Here is a 13,952-nt window from a genome sequence, read left to right on the forward strand (position 1 = left end):
ACTTTTTAACACGCGTTTTCCATAAGTGTTATTAATGTGGAAAAGTCGCATTTTGTTGAAAAATATCATGGCTTAATGTAATCCTCATCACTCACGCTCATGTCGTCTTTGATGAAATCTTTCGTTTTAGCTAATAATTTATCGAATAAACCACCCCCAGGGCGCTTTACCTTTTCTATGTCCTTAGGTCTGTCAACAAAAACTCCCGGTTGCTTCATTTCTTCAACCAATTCTTCCGCTTTCTGAATTCCTTTGATCAGCAAACCAACACTCGTAGCATACATCGGACTTTTTAAATCGTCGTATATATTTTTAGGCATATCTTCATATTTAGACAAATGCTCATTCGGATAGCCTACTCTACAATCTAAACCAGTTACGTATTCTACCAATTGCGATAAGTGTTTCAACAAGGCACCGCCACCCGTGATCACCACACCACCAATCAGCTTTTTCTCATAACCCGAAGATTTGATCTCGTAATAAACATGCTCAATAATTTCTTCCATACGAGCCTGAATCACATAAGCCAGATTTTTCACAGAAATCTCTTTTGGCTCCCTACCTCTTAAGCCTGGAACACAAATGATCTCGTTTTCTTTATTTTCTTCTGCCAATGCAGATCCAAATCTGGTTTTAAGCAATTCTGCCTGATTTCTCATTACAGAGCAACCTTCTCTGATATCTTCCGTTACACTATTGCCACCAAATGGTATTACTGCCGTGTGGCGAATAATACCCTCATGAAAAATTGCAATATCCGTAGTACCACCACCTATATCTACAAGCGCAATACCTGCTTCTTTTTCCTCATCACTCAACACCGATTCTGAAGAAGCCAAGGGCTCTAATATTAATTCCTGAGTTTGCAAACCTGCATGGGTCACGCACCTCATAATGTTTTTGACTGCTGTCACCTGACCAGAAATGATATGGAAGTTCGCCTCTAAACGAACACCCGCCATCCCGATAGGATCTTTTATGCCCGGCTCGTTGTCGATTGTAAATTCCTGTGGCAACACATGGATGATTTCCTCTCCCGGTGGCATAACCAACTTGAACATATCATCAATGAGCTTATCTATATCTTTTTTGCCAATCTCGTTATTCAATTCTCTTCTCGTCAGAATACCTCTGTGCTGCAAACTCTTGATGTGCTGACCAGCGATTCCTACGTTTACAACGCGAATCTCAACGTTAGATTGCCCACTGGCAACCTCAACTGCCTGCGAAATGCCTTGCACAGTCTTTTGAATATTGGACACTACCCCACGGGTAACTCCCGCCGATTCAGCCTTGCCTATGCCTAATACTTCGATCTTACCATGCTGCGTTCTCCTTCCAACGATTACGCAAATTTTGGTTGTACCGATATCCAAGCCTACTACTATTGGAGATTGTACAGATGGTTTTTCTTTACCCATAACGGTGATAATTTGTTGAGTGTATATTACTTGTTTTTCTTGGTACTTGTCTTATTTTCTTCTTTATCGGCTGTAACCTGCTTCTTGATTTCCTCCCTAATTATAGAGTCGACTGGAATAGCTTTTACAGCCGCACTGTCGGCTGCATCTTTTTTTATCTGCGCCCTTAATGCTATTGTGTCTACAATATTTTTTTCACACACAATTTGATTGGTGTATTTAATATTTATGGTTTTGTAAGTGTCCCATCCCACTTTTGGCATCGCCTGCTTATAAAAGGCAAGTAGGTTCATCATCTTTATATCCAGAGAATCTGCAGTTCCCAAAATGATTTTCTGAATCCCTACCCGCGGGATCAGTTCAATATCATTCCTCTCATTCACATACAATTGTTCTATTTGTGCATCCCAGATCGTGTCCTTCTTAATGTACAGGGCAGTTTTATATAAATCTCCAGCCAGCTTAGTGATCAAGGTATCTACCTTACCACTAAAGTGCTCCATGATCCTGCCGTTGGCCACCAATACATTAGCAGTGAAATTTGCCGACACCGGCATTTTCAGCCCATTCCTGTCGATGTAATAATCCTGATCATTAGAATTAATTACCCTCAATATAGGCTGGCGTTGTTGGATCTCAATATGTATAACCCCATCCATGTCTGCATAAACGGTAGCAAAGGCGATGTATGGATTGGCCTTGATGCTCTTTTCAATTTCTTCCAGATTAATGTGCTCCAACTGGCGCCCAATCAATTTACCTTGACTCTGAACCAGAATGGCGTCAATTTCCTCACGTTCAATAAAATTATCGGCACCCGGTATCAGTATCTTTATGTTCTTGCAGGTAACAGTCTTTTGTTTGATCCTTACAAAGCTCATTAAAACCACAGTTCCACTTAGGCAAACCACCCAGGCGAAAACCTTACATACCAATGTCCAATTGATCCTCTTAAGCATAACCTAACATTTTTTTAAGAGGTTGAACTAAAGTGTCTATATCCCCTGCGCCTACCGTTACCAGCAATTCAGGTCTTTTATTTTTAATCGCTTCAAGGACATCCACTTTAGAGTAAATAGCTTTCTCGACAAGTGCTATCTTATCCAATAAATACCTGGCATCAATTCCTTCCAAAGGTCTCTCCCTTGCAGGATAAATCTCAAGCAACAGAAGATCATCTACACTGCTCAGTACCTCTGCAAACCTATCTACGAAATCACGAGTTCTGCTAAAGAGATGTGGCTGGAAAATCACGGTCAATTTCTTGGCGGGATATAGTTCTCTTACCGCGTCAAAGCATGCCCTTAATTCTTCTGGATGGTGTGCATAATCGTCCACGTAAATTACTTCAGGGCTATTAACGATATATTCGAATCGCCTTTTTACCCCTTTGAAACTTGCAACCGCCTTTTTAATCAAATCTGCATTGATGCCCAGTTGCAGCCCAACGGCTATTGCAGCTACCGCATTCTCAATATTGTGTCTTCCAGGAAGAACTATCTTTAAGTCAGTAATCGTGTGTTTACCATCCGAATAATCGAAAAGGAAATGCGCATTTTCTACCCGTATGTTTGAAGCGCTAATGCTCGCTTTTTTGTCAATTCCGTAACTAATTCCGGCGTCAATCTGCAAGCCCGATTTTACAAACAACGTGCCGCCATCCTTTAGTTGTCCTGCAAATAATCTAAACGAATCGTGCAGTTGTGATTCATCGCCGTAAATATCCAGGTGATCAGCATCCATAGAAGTGATCACAGCAATATCAGGGCTTAACGTTAAGAAAGATCGGTCATATTCATCCGCCTCCACCACCACTACATCATTATTTCCAAGAATGAAATTACTTTCAAAGTTTGTGGCGATACCACCCAGAAAAGCAGTACATCCAAAGCTGGTGTCTGTTAAAAGATGGGCAATGATCGAAGAGGTAGTCGTTTTCCCATGCGTACCAGCAACAGCAATACAAAACTGCCCCCTACTAATGATGCCCAGAACTTCCGAGCGTTTCTTCAATGAAAAATCATAAGCTTTGAAATAACTTAAGATCTTAGCCTCTTTCGGAATCGCAGGAGTATATACAACCAGAAGCTCTAAATCTCCTGCCTCCAATCCTTCGGGCAAAGTGCTCAGCTCATCTTCGTAAGAGATCGTCATGCCTTCCGCTTCAAGAATGGTGGTCAGATTAGTTTTTGTTTTATCATAACCAGACACTAAACATCCCTTGTTCAGAAAATAGCGGGCAATCGCACTCATACCAATTCCGCCTATGCCAATAAAATATACGCTTTTGATGGTGTCAAGCTTCATCATCTGCCACGCCCCCTTTCTGCAAGATCAAGTACTTCCAGCGCGATGAGATCATCCGCATCCGGCAGGCCCATTTTACCAATATTCTCTGCCAGTTTTCCCATCCTGTCTTCGTCGTCCAGCAACATCAAAGCTTCGCTTACCAAGGTGTCTTCAGCAGAGCGGTCGTTGATTAATATCGCAGCACTATTTTTTACTAACGCCATCGCATTTTTCGACTGGTGGTCTTCCGCAACATTTGGGGAAGGTACAAGGATCACCGGCTTTTTGATCAGGCAAAGTTCTGCAATCGTACCCGCACCTGCTCTCGAGATGATAAGATCTGCCGCGGCATAGGCCATGTCCATCTTATTTAAAAACTCAAGGATCCTCACATTGGGATGGAAATCTATACCCAAACGTTCAATTATTCCTTTATAATAAAACTTACCCGTTTGCCATATTATCTGTACATCGGCGGCAAGCAATTCCGGAAGGTGTTTTTCAATACTTTTATTCAGCGTACCCGCACCTAAGCTACCCCCCGTTACCAGAATAGTTTTCTTCAAAGGATCTAGCCTCAGCATCTCTGCTCCCTCATGGTGCTTATTTAAGATATTTACTACATCTTTTCTCACCGGATTTCCCGTTTTTAATACACTGTATGCAGGAAAGAACTGATCCATATCGTCAAAAGCAACGCATACTTTCGCCGCCTTCTTACCCAACCACTTGTTAGTTACACCAGCATGAGAGTTTTGCTCCTGTATCAGGTATGGAATGCCTTTTAATGAAGCGGCAAATAGAATAGGACCAGAAGCATAACCTCCAACGCCGACTACCACATCAGGCCTGAAATCACGGATCAATTGCAACGCCTTCTGTACGCTTCCAAGTACCTTAAACGGCAAACCTAAATTTTTCAAAATGGAGCCACGCTGAATCCCACTGATGTTTAAGCCTATGATTTTATATCCGGCAGCAGGAACTTTTTCCATCTCCATTCTGCCTGTAGCGCCAACAAATAAAATCTCACAGTTCGGCCTCATACGCCTCAACGCATTCGCTATGGATATCGCAGGAAATATATGTCCGCCTGTACCGCCTCCTGAAATGATTATTCGTGTTGCTCCCATATTTTTTTATGCCATTGCAGGTATCTCACCTACAATTATCCTTTTACTTCCGTACTCTTCAACATCTTTACTTACACTCAGGATGATCCCAAACGCGATACTCGTAAAGATCAGGGAGGTACCTCCCATACTTACCAGTGGCAAAGGAACTCCTGTAACCGGACCTAAGCCCACCGCAACCGCCATGTTCGCAAAAGCCTGAATCGTCAAACTAAAGCTCAATCCTGCGGCCAGCAGAGCCCCGAATGCCTTGGGCGCCTTCGTCACAATTCGCACACATCGGTAAAGTAACGTTACATATAACATTACCATCACCAGCGCTCCAAATGTTCCATACTCTTCCACTATGATCGCAAAAATAAAATCTGAATAAGGGTGTGGCAAAAAGTTTCTTTGTGTACTGTTTCCTGGCCCCTTACCGAAAACTCCTCCAGTAGCTAAAGCTATCTTCGACTGGTCGGCCTGATACGTCTTATCAGAGTTCTGCAGCTCTGGATGTAAGAAAGAGTTTACTCTTGATTTATATGTGGCGGAACGCGGTCCAAGGAATACTATAAACAACAACAAGACCCCCCCTCCTACGCAAACCATCATGATCTGCTTAATACTAATCCTGCCAATGATCAGCAACAAAATACTTACACCAAACAGCATTAGCGCGGTAGATAAGTTAGCCCAGGCGATCAATACGAAAACAACACATACGGAACCCATGATTGGAAGAAACGCTTGTTTTACATCCTTAATGTTCTCCTGCTTACGGGTCAGCATCCTTGCCAAAAACGTAATCAGTGCCAGCTTCGCTAAATCGGAAGTCTGAAACGTCAAACCGATTAAAGGAATCTTTACCCAGCGGGATGCATCATTGATGTGTTCTCCAAAAGCAGCGGTATACAGCAGCAAGGGGATAGTGATGAGCATCAAAATCTTAGATATCCCTGCGTAGTACTTATAATCCAGCAAATGCGCCACATAGATCATGGCGATACCGATGATCACAAAGATTACGTGTTTATACAACAAGTACTTTTCTACCGCCATTCCTTTGTTGTATGCAATCGTCCCGGTAGCACTATACACAGTGAGAATAGAGATCATAGACAACAAGATAATGATCAGCCAGATCCAGCGGTCACCTCTTGTCTTATCCAGAATAGTACTGATACCAATCATATTATAATTCTTTTACAGCCGCCTTAAATTGGTTACCCCTGTCTTCATAATTCTTAAACAGGTCAAAGCTTGCACAGGCTGGTGATAACAATACCGTATCTCCTTTTTTAGCAAGATGGTAAGCCACCTGAACTGCTTCGTGTGCAGAGAAAGTATTTACTATGATCTCTACATCATCATCGAAGGCTTCGTGAATTCGCTTATTGTCCTTCCCTAAACATACAATGGCCTTAACTTTCTGATGTACCATATCTTTCAGCATCTCATAGTCATTGCCTTTGTCAACTCCACCCATGATCAGGATTACATCGTTGCTCACGCTTTCCAGGGCATACCAGGTAGCGTTTACGTTGGTAGCCTTAGAATCGTTGATATAATTCACACCCGAGATCTTCGCCACGTGCTCCAGTCTATGCTCGATGTTCTTGAAATCCCCCATGCTCTCGCGAATGGTAGCATTGCGAATCTCCAGTACTTTGGCAACTATGCCCGAAGCCATAGAGTTGTAAATGTTGTGCTTGCCTTGAAGGGCTAACTCTGAAATAGACATGGTTAATGGATCGTTTAGGTTTATATTGATTTGTATGTTGTCGTTCTCTAAATAAGCGCCACTCTCTAACTTCTTACGGATAGAAAAAGGGTAAGCTTTTGCATTGATCCTATTCTTCTTTAGGATCTGTCTTGTTTCTTCATCGTCGGCACAGTAGATAAAAACATCATCGGCCGACTGGTTTCTGGTGATGCGCATTTTCGATGCAGCATAGTTTCCCATCTTATAATCGTACCTATCCAAATGATCAGGCGTAATGTTTAGCAGCACGGCGATGTCTGCCTTAAACTCATGCATATCGTCCAGCATGAAGCTGGAAAGCTCCAATACGTACCATTCAAAATTTTCGGTAGCCACCTGCGCAGCAAAGCTATTCCCGATGTTCCCGGCCAGGCCTACACTGAAACCTGCATTTTTCAGGATATGGTAGGTGAGCATAGTTGTAGTGGTTTTACCGTTTGATCCGGTAATGCAAACCGTTTTCGCATTGGTATATCTTTTGGCAAACTCAATTTCTGAGATCACGGGAATCTCCTTTTGCTTAATTTCCTTCATGATTGGAATAGTATCGGGAATACCCGGACTTTTGATCACTTCTACAGCTTCCAATATCAACGCGGAAGTATGTTGCTGCTCCTCAAAAGGAATGTTCAATTCTTCCAACTGCATTTTATATTGACTCGGGATAGCGCCGAAATCGGATACGAAGACGGCAAAACCTTGCTTCTGCGCCAACAGTGCAGCACCCACACCGCTTTCACCGGCACCCAACACAACAATCTTTCCCTTTTCCATTATCGTACTTTTAAGGTGATGATGGTAATGATAGCCAGCAGAATTCCGATGATCCAGAACCTTGTTACAATTTTAGCCTCGTGAAAGCCTTTCTTCTGGTAATGGTGGTGGAGAGGTGCCATCAAGAATACCCGTTTGCCTTCACCAGTGCGCTTCTTGGTGTATTTGAAATAACTGACCTGGATAATTACCGAGAGATTTTCAACTAGGAACACTCCACACAAAACAGGAATCAATAATTCCTTTCTAATCATGATTGCAAAAGCCGCGATGATCCCACCAATTGCCAAACTTCCTGTATCTCCCATAAATACCTGGGCTGGATAAGAGTTGTACCATAGGAAACCTACACAAGCCCCTACAAAAGCCCCCGAAAAAATCATCAACTCACCTGAATTAGGTATATACATGATGTTCAGGTAATCCGCAATCACCGTGTTACCACTTACATAGGCCAGCAGACCTAAAGTTATACCGATAATCGCCGAAGTCCCGGTCGCGAGACCGTCAATCCCATCCGTAATATTCGCACCGTTGGATACAGCGGTGATGATAACGATCACAAACAGCATGAACACGAACACCGCATATTTTTCATAGCCAGGTCCTAAAAACTTGAGGACTTTGGCGTAATCAAACTCATTGTTTTTATAGATAGGAACATTGGTCATGGTCGACTTTACATCCTGAGTATAATAGAAGTTCTCACCCTTTTGTCTTAACACCATTGGAGCGACTGCTTTTGTTGTAGTACTCCCTTCAACTACCGTTTGTCTTACTACGATATTCGGATTGAAATACATCGTCCAGCCGATGATGATGGCTAAACCAACTTGACCAACCACCTTAAACCTGCCTGCTAATCCTTCCTTATTTTTCTTGAATACCTTTATGTAATCATCTACAAAACCAATCACGCCCATCCAAACCGTAGTTATGATCATTAGGATCACGTAAATATTACTAAGATTTGCCAGCAACAACGTTGGGATTAATATTCCCAGCAAAATCATTATACCGCCCATGGTAGGGGTACCCTGCTTTTGCATTTGCCCTTCTAAGCCAAGGTTCCTTACCGGCTCACCTACCTGCATCAATTGCAAATAATTAATAACGCGTCTACCAAAAACTGTAGTGATCAGTAAAGAGATGATGATGGCAAGAGAGGTTCTAAAGGTGATGTACTGAAACAACCTTAATCCGGGAAAATCATAATTCTGATTTAAATACTCGAACAGATAATATAGCATTAGTTGATTAAGTTAAATTGTTCCAATAAAATCTCCTTATCATCGAAATGATGCCTAACCCCATTTACTTCCTGGTATTTCTCATGCCCTTTTCCTGCTACTATTATAATGTCGCCAGGTTTTGCCAAGTGACAAGCAGTTTTAATTGCTTCTTTTCTATCTGTGATACTCAGTGTTTTTCTTTTGTTTGTTGGTGATACCCCCTGCTCCATTTCTTCGATGATAGCTTGCGGATCTTCCGTTCTTGGATTGTCGGATGTTAGAATCACCTTATCGCTCCAATCGCAAGCTACCTGAGCCATTATCGGGCGTTTGGTTTTATCCCTGTCGCCGCCGCATCCAATTACGGTAATGACCTGCTCATTACCCTTACGGATATTCTGAACTGTGCTTAACACATTCTGAACGGCGTCAGGGGTATGGGCATAATCAACGATGCCGATCACTCCTGTCTTGGAGTTTACATATTCAAATCTCCCTTCGGCACCGTCAAGGCGACTCAAGGTCGTCAGTACCGTAAGCTGATCCTGATCCAGTAATAAGGCAGTAGCATAAGCCGCCAATAAATTATAGGCATTGAATGAACCGACCAGTTTAAAGAATACCTCTATCCCGTCTACATCCAGGTGCAAGCCATTGAAACTGTTCTCTATTACCGTAGCCTTATAATCTGCAAGCTGTTTAAGGGCGTATGTTTTTTTCGAAGCTTTTGAATTCTGCAGCATCACCATGCCGTTCTTATCATCAGCATTGGTCAAAGCAAAAGCACCTTTCGGGAGGCTGTCGAAGAAGCCCCTTTTAGCCTTGATGTAGTTATCGAATGTCCCGTGGAAATCCAGGTGATCATGCGTAATGTTAGAGAACACACCTCCAGCGAAAGTAATCCCTTCAATACGGTGTTGAACCACCGCGTGCGAGCTCACCTCCATGAAGCAATAACCGCAACCTTCAAACACCATTCTATCCAACAGCTCATTTAAAGCCAATGGATTTGGGGTGGTATGGGTAGCTATAATTACTTCTTCATTGATTTGGTTCTGAACCGTGGAGATCAAGCCAACTTTATAACCCAGCTCCCTGAATAATTTAAATAGTAAGGTAGCGATGGTGGTCTTCCCATTCGTCCCCGTTATACCAACCAACTGAATTTTTGCGGATGGATTGCCGTAAAAGTTCGAAGCCATAATACCAAGTGCAGCAGATGGATCCGCTACCTGAATATAGGTTACCTCATCAACAAAAGTCTTCGGAAAATGCTCACAAATAATTACTTCGGCACCTGCTTGGATAGTGGACGCAATGTAAGCATGGCCATCAAACAGCATTCCTTTGATGGCAAAGAAAACCGAATTGGCAACTACTTTACGGGAGTCGAATACAAGCGCAGCCATATCCCTATTGGTTGTCCCAACGAGTTCTTTAATTGCTACGCCATATAATATCTCCTGTAACTTCATGCTATTGTAATTCTATAATTAAAGCCAGGCCTCTACCTATTCTTGAACCGGCAGCAATGGACTGTGCCACTACCCTTCCGCTTCCTTTAACTTTAGTTTTCAATCCGGCGTTTCCGGTAAGGAAAAGGGCATCTTTCAAACCCATTCCTTTGATGTCTGGCATTAGTCCTTTAACCGTATTGAATTCCTCGTAAGCCACACCGTTATTGGTATCCAGCTTTGCAGTTTTCGCAGCATACAAAGCTTTAATCCCAAAAGCACCATATACCCTTTTCACTGGTTTACTCGGACCTAATTTCGCTTCTGGGTTTACCGTGTTACCCACCAGGTGACTCGACATCTTATTGTACATCTGTGCATCACTGGCATAGATCCTATCGGCAATCTCTCTAAAGGGGGGGCCAGCTACCAAGGCAGCATAATAAACACCTTTAGGATCATTTATTACGACTATTAAGGAATACTTAGGATTATCTGCCGGAAAGTATCCGCAGAACGAACTTTGATACTGTCTGTTCGCTTTATAACCTCTATTGCCGTCTGCCACCTGCGCCGTACCGGTTTTACCAGCAATCGGGTAGAATTTAGAAGCAAGACTTTTTCCGGTACCGTTGGTAAATACACCTTCCAGTAAGGCCTGCATTTTCTTGATCGTTTTTGGAGATGCTATCTGCTCATTGATCACCCGTGCCTGAAACTGCTTGATTGGATTACCTAGCTTTCTAATCTCTTTAACGAAGATTGGTGCCACATACCTTCCGTTATTGGCGATCGCGTTGTAGAAGGAAAGCATCTTTAACGGCGTAAGCTGCATTTCATAACCATAGGCCATTTGGGCTAGGGTCATATTCTTGTTCCAGCTTGTATTCTTTGGATTTTTAACAACAGGTTGAGCCTCCCCAGGGATCTGTAGTACTAATTTTTCATTTAAGTGCCAGTCGTACAAATGATCTGTAAACTTCGCTTGGTCGTTTCTATAATGTGTGTTCACCATCTGTGCGATTGCCGCGTTTGAGGATTCCTCAAACGCTCTTTTAACGGTTACTACGCCGATACTACCATGCGAATCCTTGATCAGTTTGCCTGGAATTTGGTAGCTACCTGTACCAATCATAGAGTTGGTATCCACCATATTATCTTCCAGCAGCGCCATGTAAGACGCCACTTTAAATGTCGATCCAGGGTCCTGATTCCCGGCGATCGCATAGTTGAATGTTTCTTTATATTTACCCGGAGCAACTTTGGTATAGTTGGCGATAGCCCTGATCTCGCCTGTCTTCACCTCCATCAAAACCACAGCACCGTGGTGCGCATCACTGGCAATCAATTGCTTCTCTAAGGCACTTTGCGCCAAATCCTGCATATTAATATCTATGGTAGAAATGATATCGGCACCCTCCGTAGGTGCCACTTCAGCTTCGTCATTAATTGGCATCCAAACACCGCCGGCTATTCTTTGCATCAGGCGTTTACCAGATTCCCCGTTGATGTATTCTCCGTATGCCCCTTCGAGCCCAACCCCATTCGCTACGTTTTCGTTTTTGTAGCCAATAGTCCGCGCAGCCAGAAACTTAAATGGCTTGATCCTTTTGTTCTGCTGGACGGCGATCAACCCACCGGTATACTTTCCTATATTATACAATGGAAAAGTGCGGATCACCTTAAGCTCCTGATAATCTACTTTACGTTTAATCAGCAGGTAACGTTGTCTATCCTGCCTGGCAGAACGCAGGTAGCGCGAATACGCTTTTGCACTTTTATCTTTGAAAAAGCCCGACAATGCCAGACTTAGTGAATCTACTTTAGCATTAAAAACCTTATCATCAGCGATACCACCCGCATAGGTATCCATACGCAGTTCATACTCTGGAATAGAAGTAGCAAGCAGACTTCCATCTACCGAATAAATATTCCCTCTGGCAGCTTCTACAGAAACGTACTTTGTAGAGAGACTATCGGCCATGGCTCGCCATTTTTGCCCCTCTACAAATTGTACATCACCAAGCCTGATTAATACTGCCACGGCAAACAGCACGATCAGCCCAAAGGAAAGGTAAACCCTCAATAATATGTTCTGTCTAATGTTCATTACGGCTGACTACAATTTTATTTGGCGGTTCAGTTAATTCTTTAATTCCCAGCGTATCTACTTTTTTAGCTACTTCCGTCAGTTTGCTTTTAAACATCAGATCGGCTTTTAACGACTTATACTCCCAGCTCAATTCTTTTACTTCTTTACCCAATTTATCGATGGTGCGAATATTCTTTACTGCCATATGGCTGTTTGCGATATACAGCATACACAGCAACGAAATGAAGATTAAGAAAGGCAATGCTTCCGTTGCCGCCTCCTTGCTCACTACTCCATCGGTCAAAAACTTCTTTAAGAAATTGTCCGTTTCAGGACCTTTCCTTTTCGGCTTTACCTCATCCTCTTCCGGTTGCTCATCATGTTCTAATTCTTCTCTGAACCGGTTATTCATAATCTCTCCCCAATTCTAAGTTTCGCACTTCTTGACCTGCCATTTCTTAGTAATTCCGTTTCATCGGCAATTACCGCTTTGCGGGTGATCACTTTGAAAGGCTTTTGCTCGTTGCCAAAGAAATCTTTTTCTGCCTCACCACGGAATTTCCCTTTAGCCAGGTAATTTTTAACTGGCCTGTCTTCCAAAGAATGGTAAGACATTATCACCAATCTGCCACCCTCTCTGAGCACATCCGCAGTTTGCGATAAGAAATTCTCCAACACCTCGATCTCTGCGTTAACTTCTATCCGTAGTGCCTGGAAAACCTGAGCCATATATTTATTCTCTTTTCCTTTAGGGATCTGATTTTCAATTACTTTTTTAAAATCTGAAAGCGTTACGATTGGCTTCTCGACACGACCTGTTATTACGGCTTTTGCCAGTGATTTAGCATTTTTCACTTCTCCATAGATTCCAAAGATCTTGTGCAGCTTGTCTTCTGTGTAAGTATTCAACACCTCGGCCGCAGTAAGCTTTCCCTGCTTATCCATACGCATATCAAGCACAGACTCAAACCTGGTAGAGAAACCACGTTCCGGCTCATTAAACTGGTGAGAGGAAACACCGAGATCGGCGAGAATACCATCTACCGTTTTAAAACCCAGTAAGCGTAGGTTATTTTTTAGGAAGGCGAAGTTCTGGTCCACAAATTGAAAGCGAGGGTCATCGATCTTATTGCGTTGCGCATCAGGATCCTGGTCAAAGGCGATCAAAACACCGTCTTTGCCCAGATGTTTCAGGATTTCGCGGGAGTGACCACCTCCACCGAACGTCACATCCACATAAACCCCATTGGGTTTGATATCCAATCCGTTGATGCATTCTTGTAATAACACAGGGACGTGGTAGCTACTCTCCATTTGGCCTCCTGTTCTTGTTGCCTAAAAGCTCTTCCGCCATAATAGAGAAATCAGCAGGCGCTTTATCAAATTGCGCTTCGTATACAGCTTTCGACCATACCTCGATCTTATCGAACTGGCAGGCGAGCACGACTTCAGAATTCACCTCAATGCCTACAGACTCCATTAAAGCGTTAGGCAGATTGACACGACCGGTAGCATCCATTGGAAGATCTGCAAGACCGCGGGTGAAATAACGAATAAATTCTCTTGTTTTTTGTTCGTATTGGTTGAGGGTAGATAGGTCTTCTACGATCTTTCCCCATACACTTGCGGGGTAAATGGTGAGGTGCTTCTCAAAACCACGTTTGATGATAAGTCCTTCTTTGTCAGCATTAGGCAATTGCTTAAGTAGCCTGGAAGGTACCATAAGGCGGCCCTTCGCATCTAATTTACAATCAAACTCTCCTAACAATTGAATCATATTCTAATACGCGCTTTTTATGTAGTGTAAAAA

Annotated in this window: 12 protein-coding genes; all 12 read right to left on the reverse strand. The window is 42.9% G+C overall.

The window, feature by feature from the left end; all coding sequences use genetic code 11:
* Nucleotides 1–65 precede the first annotated feature (65 nt).
* The 12 genes from ftsA to ACHFIZ_RS12395 are packed head-to-tail and all read right to left on the reverse strand — an operon-like array spanning nt 66 to nt 13,919.
* Nucleotides 66–1,424, reverse strand: a complete 1,359-nt coding sequence (ftsA, locus tag ACHFIZ_RS12340; protein WP_410886254.1) for a cell division protein FtsA — start codon at nt 1,422–1,424, stop codon at nt 66–68.
* A gap of 26 nt (nt 1,425–1,450) precedes the next feature.
* Nucleotides 1,451–2,383 carry a cell division protein FtsQ/DivIB gene (locus ACHFIZ_RS12345; RefSeq protein WP_410886256.1) on the reverse strand — a complete coding sequence of 311 codons (933 nt, stop codon included), beginning with the start codon at nt 2,381–2,383 and terminating at the stop codon, nt 1,451–1,453.
* Nucleotides 2,376–3,731 (reverse strand): UDP-N-acetylmuramate--L-alanine ligase, encoded by a 1,356-nt coding sequence (murC, locus tag ACHFIZ_RS12350; RefSeq protein ID WP_410886303.1) that lies wholly within the window; start codon nt 3,729–3,731, stop codon nt 2,376–2,378. The genes ACHFIZ_RS12345 and murC overlap by 8 nt, the downstream gene beginning before the upstream one ends.
* A complete protein-coding gene (gene murG, locus ACHFIZ_RS12355) occupies nt 3,731–4,846 on the reverse strand; it encodes an undecaprenyldiphospho-muramoylpentapeptide beta-N-acetylglucosaminyltransferase (protein WP_410886258.1) in 1,116 nt (371 codons plus the stop codon). Before murG ends, murC begins: the two co-directional genes overlap by 1 nt.
* Before the next feature lie 6 nt (nt 4,847–4,852).
* Nucleotides 4,853–6,019: an FtsW/RodA/SpoVE family cell cycle protein gene (locus ACHFIZ_RS12360; protein ID WP_410886260.1), complete on the reverse strand. Its 1,167-nt coding sequence runs from the start codon at nt 6,017–6,019 to the stop codon at nt 4,853–4,855.
* 1 nt (nt 6,020) lies between these two features.
* Complete coding sequence (gene murD, locus ACHFIZ_RS12365) at nt 6,021–7,364, reverse strand: UDP-N-acetylmuramoyl-L-alanine--D-glutamate ligase (protein WP_410886262.1); 1,344 nt, start codon at nt 7,362–7,364, stop codon at nt 6,021–6,023.
* Nucleotides 7,364–8,614 (reverse strand): phospho-N-acetylmuramoyl-pentapeptide-transferase, encoded by a 1,251-nt coding sequence (gene mraY / locus ACHFIZ_RS12370; protein ID WP_410886263.1) that lies wholly within the window; start codon nt 8,612–8,614, stop codon nt 7,364–7,366. The genes murD and mraY overlap by 1 nt, the downstream gene beginning before the upstream one ends.
* On the reverse strand, nt 8,614–10,071 hold the full coding sequence (locus tag ACHFIZ_RS12375) for a UDP-N-acetylmuramoyl-L-alanyl-D-glutamate--2,6-diaminopimelate ligase (RefSeq protein ID WP_410886265.1): 1,458 nt from the start codon (nt 10,069–10,071) through the stop codon (nt 8,614–8,616). Before ACHFIZ_RS12375 ends, mraY begins: the two co-directional genes overlap by 1 nt.
* A gap of 1 nt (nt 10,072) precedes the next feature.
* Nucleotides 10,073–12,160, reverse strand: a complete 2,088-nt coding sequence (locus ACHFIZ_RS12380; protein ID WP_410886267.1) for a penicillin-binding protein — start codon at nt 12,158–12,160, stop codon at nt 10,073–10,075.
* Nucleotides 12,150–12,554: an FtsL-like putative cell division protein gene (locus tag ACHFIZ_RS12385; protein WP_410886269.1), complete on the reverse strand. Its 405-nt coding sequence runs from the start codon at nt 12,552–12,554 to the stop codon at nt 12,150–12,152. Before ACHFIZ_RS12385 ends, ACHFIZ_RS12380 begins: the two co-directional genes overlap by 11 nt.
* Complete coding sequence (gene rsmH, locus ACHFIZ_RS12390) at nt 12,551–13,456, reverse strand: 16S rRNA (cytosine(1402)-N(4))-methyltransferase RsmH (RefSeq protein ID WP_410886271.1); 906 nt, start codon at nt 13,454–13,456, stop codon at nt 12,551–12,553. The genes ACHFIZ_RS12385 and rsmH overlap by 4 nt, the downstream gene beginning before the upstream one ends.
* On the reverse strand, nt 13,446–13,919 hold the full coding sequence (locus ACHFIZ_RS12395; RefSeq protein ID WP_410886273.1) for a division/cell wall cluster transcriptional repressor MraZ: 474 nt from the start codon (nt 13,917–13,919) through the stop codon (nt 13,446–13,448). Before ACHFIZ_RS12395 ends, rsmH begins: the two co-directional genes overlap by 11 nt.
* Between the last annotated feature and the right edge of the window lie 33 nt (nt 13,920–13,952).

Origin of the sequence: Pedobacter sp. JCM 36344 (genome assembly GCF_046546555.1) — a bacterium.
GTDB lineage: Bacteria > Bacteroidota > Bacteroidia > Sphingobacteriales > Sphingobacteriaceae > Pedobacter.